At 62.3% G+C, this 6,428-nt stretch carries 5 protein-coding genes and 1 pseudogene; all 6 read left to right on the top strand.

The features are described 5' to 3' along the window. Positions 1-806, top strand: an 806-nt coding sequence (locus OQK_RS23465) for a glycosyltransferase (RefSeq protein WP_050977873.1), incomplete at its 5' end; no start/stop codon positions are given. Position 807: 1 nt separating this feature from the next. After that, a complete protein-coding gene (locus OQK_RS23460; RefSeq protein ID WP_016774559.1) occupies positions 808-2,115 on the top strand; it encodes an O-antigen ligase family protein in 1,308 nt (435 codons plus the stop codon). Then, positions 2,109-3,038, top strand: a complete 930-nt coding sequence (locus tag OQK_RS23455) for a glycosyltransferase family 2 protein (protein WP_016774558.1) — start codon at positions 2,109-2,111, stop codon at positions 3,036-3,038. The genes OQK_RS23460 and OQK_RS23455 overlap by 7 nt, the downstream gene beginning before the upstream one ends. A 17-nt stretch (positions 3,039-3,055) precedes the next feature. Next, the gene (locus tag OQK_RS23450; RefSeq protein WP_016774557.1) at positions 3,056-4,474 is read left to right on the top strand and encodes an oligosaccharide flippase family protein; all 1,419 of its coding nucleotides are present in this window, start codon (positions 3,056-3,058) and stop codon (positions 4,472-4,474) included. 31 nt (positions 4,475-4,505) lie between these two features. Beyond that, the gene (gene galE, locus OQK_RS23445; RefSeq protein WP_016774556.1) at positions 4,506-5,561 is read left to right on the top strand and encodes a UDP-glucose 4-epimerase GalE; all 1,056 of its coding nucleotides are present in this window, start codon (positions 4,506-4,508) and stop codon (positions 5,559-5,561) included. A gap of 30 nt (positions 5,562-5,591) precedes the next feature. Continuing rightward, a pseudogene (locus OQK_RS30610) lies at positions 5,592-6,428 on the top strand (family 16 glycosylhydrolase); the annotation flags it as partial.

The raw sequence follows: 6,428 nt of genomic DNA, 5'->3' as shown, positions 1-6,428 counted from the left end.
GGACGCTGGCGCGGCTGCACGTCAGCGAGCGCAATGCCTTTTCGCGGGACAAGCATGTCAACCCGGCCCTGTCGGTCAAGCTCGCCTACTGGCTGGCGCCGTGGCTGTACCGGCTGATTCCCAACCCGGTGATCTGCGTGTCGCAAGGCGTCGCCGAAGATCTGGTCGACACCACCATCGCCCGCCCGCGCGATGTGACGACCGCTGACAACCCGGTGCTCGACAACGATTTTCGCGACAAGCCTGCCGCCGCGCCGAGCCATCCCTGGTTGAAGGACAAAACCACTCCGGTGATCGTCGCCGTGGGTCGCCTGGCGCAGCAAAAGGGCTTCGACACTTTGATCGACGCCTTCGCCCGCCTGCCGCAAGGCGATGCGCGGCTGATCATCTTCGGCGAAGGCGCCTTGCGCGGCGAACTGCTGGCACAGGCGGCAGCGCTCGGCGTTGCAGAGCGTTGCGATCTGCCCGGGTATGCCAGTGACCCCATCGCCGAAATCGCTCGGGCCGATTGCTTTGTTTTGTCGTCACGTTTCGAAGGCAGCCCCAACGCCCTGGTCGAAGCCCTGTCGACCGGCACGCCGGTGGTAGCGACCCGCTGCCCGTATGGCCCGCAGGAAATTCTCGCCGATGGTGCGGTCGCGCCCTTGGTCGAGGTCGACGACCCCGCCGCCCTCGCCGCCGCGATCAGTGCGCAAATGGCCACGCCGCGAGCCGTGCATCGCCAGCGCCGCATTGATGCTGCCGCGCGTTTTGTCAATGCTCGCGCGGTGCAGACCTACCTCAAGGCGTTACTCGGGAGGCGCTGAGATGAACCGCCTGCAAGTGCGTTACTCGACGCTGGCCGATGCCTTCACCCTGTTCGGTGTGCTGTTCTATACGCAAGTGATCGGCTTCTTTCTGCGCCTGGGTAATGTGAGCACGCTGGACGATGCCCAGCAGGATCTGGAAGGCAATCTGGCCAATCAGGTCTGCGGCTTGCTGACCTTGCTGGTGCCGCTGTTTTTCTTCATCCGGCACAAGGTGTTCCTCAGCAAGAGTTTCTACCGGCAAAACCTGTTCTTGCTGCTGTTTCTCGGCTGCGTGGCGGCGTCGATCAGTTGGTCGAGCGAGCCGATGCTCAGCTTCAAGCGTTTCGTCGCGCTGCTCAGTGTGGTGTTCTTCGCCGGTTTCATTGCCTGGCGCTACAGCCTGGAACGCATTGCGTTTCTGTTCGGCTGTGTGATCGGTGCGGCGGCGCTGGTCGGGTTGATCTTCGCCGTGATTCGCCCGGACATCGCCTTCATTTCCGGCGGCATTCGTGACGGTGCGTTTCGCGGGGTGTTCGCGGAAAAGAATGCCGGTGCACGCCTGAACGCTATTGCGATCCTGTTGCTGCTGCCGATGATCCGCCAGCGCAACCCGCTGGCTATGCTGTATGGGCTGTTCGCGCTGATCGCCATCGGTCTGGCGCAGTCAGCCACGGCGATTGCGCTGATCGTCGCCGGCACCGCCAGTTACGCCTACTTCATCACGCTGATCCGCTTGCGCATCAACCGCTCACTGTTGGCGTTCACGGCGGCGACGCTGGTGTTCTTCCTTCTGTGTGGCGTGCTCTACGCCAACTACGCGATGCTGCTGGAACTGGTTGGCCGTGACCCGTCGCTGACCGACCGCACGCTGATCTGGGAGCTGTTGCAGCCGCTGATCGATGCGCAATTTCTCAAGGGCTACGGTTTCGGCGCGTTCTGGGCCAGTGCCGATGCCGATGCGTTTATCACGCGGTGGGGCTACATCGGCAATGCCCACAGCGGCTACGTCGAAACCCTGCTCAACGGCGGTTTGATCCAGTTGATCGCCCTGCTGCTGATGTTTGCCCAGACCCTGAGCAAGCGCTATCGGGCAATCACGGCGGATCAGTCGGCGCGCTATCAGGCCTGTGCGCTGGTGATCATCGGCCTGTTCGTCGTTACCAATTACGTCGCCTATGTGATCCCCAACTATCGCTCGGGTGAGTTCCTGATCTTCTGCGTGCTCAGCCTGACCTTCCGCCATCACCTCGTCGCCCGTCCGCAGCCGCTGCCAGCGGCGAATGCTCGGCCGATGCGCGGCACTTTCCGGGAGCAACGCCCATGCTGAATGATCCCTCAGCCGTCACCGTGTGCGTGGTGATTCCGCTGTACAACGCCGCCGCCAGCATCCAACGCACACTGGACTCGGTGTGCGCACAGACCCGCCTGCCGGACAAAGTCATTGTCGTCGATGATGGTTCCAGTGATGCCGGTCCAGAGATCGTCAAGCACTACGCCGCGCCCTTCCCCATCGTGCTGTTGCAGCAGCCCAACCAAGGCCCGGCGAGTGCGCGCAATCACGGCGTGTTCAGCGCCGAAGAAACCTTTATCGCCTTCCTCGATGCCGATGACCGCTGGCATCCGGAGAAACTGCAAAAACAACTGGCGCTGCACGTGGAGTTGACCCGACAGGGACGCAAAGTCGGTTTGATCGATTGCTTTCAGATGAGCGAATTCAGCGACGGCAAACGCCAATTGGAGGACCGCTGCAAACACGGCGAGCACTTTGCCGATTTCATGCGCGAAAACATCATCAACGGCACCTCCGGCGTATTGGCCGTACGCGAGATCATCCTTTCCATCGGCGGCTTCGATCAGAGCCTGCGTTTTGCTGAGGATCGCCTGCTGTGGACGCGCATCGCCGAAATCAGCGAGATCCACAGCGTGCCGCAGATCCTCCACTGGCGCGCTGTCAACGCCGCCAACATCACCGCGCAACCGCACAAGTATTACCCGCACAAGCTGCGCTTCATCCAGCTGTACCTGGCGCGTTACGGCACGCGGCTGAACAAACAGCAACGGATCTATTTCGTCCTCGCCAACCACGCCGAATTTCTCAATGCGTTTTCCCGGTGCGGCGATCATCGCCGGGTCATCGAGGTGTTCCGGCAGATGCTCGGGCATTCGTGGCAGACGCTGTTGTTCTCCCGGGGCAAACAAACCCTGCGCTACCTCTACGCCTGCTTTAAAAGCCTGGGCAACAGCCGCTGAATTACAGGGATCGCGCCATGGCCAACCGTCGCCTGATGACCCTCGTATGGATTTTCACCGAGAAGTTCGGCCTGATCTTTCTGTCGATGATTACCTTTGTCGTCTACGCGCATCTGCTGACGCCGACGGAGCTGGGCATTGGCACGCTGATCATCGCCGTGGTCGAAGTGGTCGGCATTCTATTCTCGTCGATGCTGGAAGACCCGCTGGTGCGCCTGCAACGTGTCGAGGACAAACACATCAGCAGCGTGTTCTGGTTTGCGGTGCTGGTCAGTCTGCTATCGATTGCGTTTATTTCGCTGGCGGTCGTGCTCTATACGCCGTCCACTGCGCTGCGCTGGATGACCGCTGTGGCCTCGGTAAAAATCCTTTTCACTCTGATGGCGCGGGTGTATGTGGCGCAGTTGCGCCGCAGCGGCAATTTCAGGCTGCTGGCCTCGCGCACCTTGCTCGGCAAAGTGGCTGGCGGTGTCGGCGGTGTGGCCGTGGCGCTGCTGGGTTTCGGCCCGTGGGCGGTGGTCGTGCAGGCGCTGATCATGGACGGCATTTCCACGCTGGTGCTGATGCGCAGCGAACGTCGGCGCATTCCGTTGCTGATCGACCGCCAGGTGCTGAGCGAACTGCTGCGCGCCGGTCTGCCGGTCTGCGTCAATGTCATGAGTTCGCAAACCCTGCAACGCGGCGTCAACCTGATTCTCGGCCTGACTGCTGGGGCGCACGCGGTGGGCATGTTCAATCTGGCCATGCGCATCATCGATCTGCCGCGCTCGGCGATCTACAACGGCTTGATGAGCTACGCCTTGCCGGTGTTCGCCCGGCGCAGTGCCGAACCGGCGCGGCTGATCGGGGTTATAGGCGATTCCACGGCGATCAGCGGTTTCGTACTGACACCGCTGTTCTTCGGCATCGCCCTGACCGCCAAAGACATCATCCTGCTGATCTTCGGCGCGAAATGGGCCGACGCGGTTCCCTTGCTGCAAGTGCTCGCCTGCACGGCAGCGCTGGGCAATCTGGCGCTGTATGCGACCACCGCGCTGGTGGCGGTCAATCGCACGCACCTGACGCTCAAGGCCGAAGTCGCCACCACCTTGCTCGCGCTGGCGCTGGTGTATCTGCTCGGAGCGACCTACGGCGGCATGGCGGCGGCGCTGGCATTGCTGCTGCGCATGCTGCTGATCACGCCGTTGCAGGTACGCGGCCTGCACGCCGCCATCGGTTATGACTGGCGCAGCTTTTTCCAGTCCAGTTACCGCAGCCTGTTCGCCTCGCTGCTGATGGTCGTCGTGGTGATGTGGACGTCGCGGCAAACGAGCCTGTCCGGATACGCGCACCTGGCCGGAGATATTGCCATCGGCGCGCTGACCTACGCATTGGCCTACAGCCTGCTGCACCCGCGCTGGCCGCAAGAATTCAAGTTGGTGTTTACCGCCCGCTGAGGTGCATTTCCTCGCAATGGAGCACGTCGTCATGCGCAAAACCACGTTGATCACGGGCGGTGCCGGCTACATCGGTTCGCACACGGCATTGCAACTGATCGAATCCGGACACTCGGTACTGATCCTCGACAACCTGTGCAACAGCAGCTGCGAAGCAGTCGCACGGCTGGAGCTGTTGAGTCACTCGCACGTCGATTTCATCGAGGGCGATATCCGCGACGCCGCGCTGCTGGACGAGATTTTCAGCACCTACGCAATTGATGCAGTGCTGCATTTCGCCGGGCTCAAGGCGGTTGCGCAAAGCGTGCGCCGCCCCATGGATTACTACGCCAACAATGTGGTCGGCACGCTGAACCTGTGTCAGGCGATGGCCCGCGCCCACGTGTTCAATCTGGTGTTCAGTTCCTCGGCGACGGTGTACGGCGAGCCGGCCCGCATGCCCATCGTCGAAGAGCACGGCACCGGCAAACCGGCCAATCCCTACGGGCGCTCGAAGTTAATGATCGAAGAATTGCTCAGCGACCTTGCCCTCGCCGATTCACGCTGGAACATCGCTGTGCTGCGTTACTTCAACCCGATCGGCGCGCACCAGAGCGGGCTGATCGGCGAAGCGCCCAACGGTCGGCCGAACAATCTGCTGCCGTGCCTCACCGAGGTTGCCAGCGGCCAGCGCGCTGCGTTGACTGTTTACGGCAACGACTATCCAACCGTCGACGGCACCTGTATTCGCGACTACATCCATGTGCTGGATCTGGCCGAAGGTCATCTCAAGGCGCTACAGGTTTTGCAGGGCGATGAGCATGGCCTGCACGTATGGAATCTCGGTACCGGCAGCGGCTATAGCGTGTTGCAGATCATCAGCGCCTTCGAAGACGTCACCGGCCTGCGCATTCCCTACCGCTTCGCGCCGCGCCGCGCCGGTGATGTCGCCGAGTGCCGCGCCGATGCGAGCAAGGCCGGGCGCGAACTGGGCTGGCGCGCGCAACGCGAGCTGACGCAAATGCTCATCGACAGCTGGCGCTGGCAGACCAACAACCCGTGGGGCTACCGCCCGCAACCGGCGCCGCTGCTGGCGGTGGGCACTTGAACCGGGGCAAATCCACGTTAGGGACGACTCATGAACAGATCACGCTGCTTGCTGTTGGTTTTGCTGCTGCTGAGCGCTGGCGCCAACGCCAATATTCCACGACCGGTCACTGATGGACTTGTGTTGTGGCTGGACGGCAATGATCCGGCCTCGATGACACTGGATGGACAAAATCAGATCGTGCGCTGGCTGGATAAATCCGGCAAGGGCAATGACGTGGTCGTCGACAATCGCGCGGCGACGACTTTGCCCACGCGCGTCGATAACGCCCTCAACGGCCACGGCGTGGTGCGCTTCAGCGGCACGGCGGCATTCATGGGCCAGGCGATCCGCACAAGCAAAGGGCCGGTGACGGTGTTCGTTGTCTCGCGGCGCCTGCCCGAGCAAGCCGGCGGCAAGGCCTGGCAGCGCCTGTTCAGCTCGCGGCCGCAACTGGCGGATAACGATAACGTCGCACCGAATTTCGGCATCAGCGTGCAGCAGACCACCGCGTACGAGCCGGCGCTGGCGTTGCTGGAAACCAGTGACGTGCCGATCGGCCCGTTCGCGGTGGCGCGCAACGTGGTTGGCACCTCGGAAATCCTCCGCGGCGACATTGCCGAAGTACTGGTTTATGACCGCCCATTCAGCAGCCAGGAAGAACGCCGCAATGTGTTCGAGTATCTGGCGCAAAAGTGGGCGGTCGCCATTCCGCAACAGGTGGATGCGTGGACTCGCGTCGGTCCGCTAGGCCCGACCCCGACGCACGTTACGCCCGACCTGCCGTTATCGGACCAGGCCAATGCCGGCGGTTGGAAACGCGATACGCGGCTGTCCGACGAATTCAACGGCAGCGCGCTCGATGCCGAACGCTGGCACGTCAACAAC

This window comes from Pseudomonas sp. R62, from assembly GCF_000257605.1.
GTDB classification, from domain to species: domain Bacteria; phylum Pseudomonadota; class Gammaproteobacteria; order Pseudomonadales; family Pseudomonadaceae; genus Aquipseudomonas; species Aquipseudomonas atacamensis.
This window is presented reverse-complemented; position numbering and strand designations above follow the sequence as displayed.

Coding starts and splice junctions, on each gene's coding strand:
- OQK_RS23450 (WP_016774557.1), top strand. CDS start 3,056: ATGGCCAACCGTCGCCTGATGACCCTCGTATGGATTTTCACCGAGAAG.
- OQK_RS23460 (WP_016774559.1), top strand. CDS start 808: ATGAACCGCCTGCAAGTGCGTTACTCGACGCTGGCCGATGCCTTCACC.
- OQK_RS23455 (WP_016774558.1), top strand. CDS start 2,109: ATGCTGAATGATCCCTCAGCCGTCACCGTGTGCGTGGTGATTCCGCTG.
- galE (WP_016774556.1), top strand. CDS start 4,506: ATGCGCAAAACCACGTTGATCACGGGCGGTGCCGGCTACATCGGTTCG.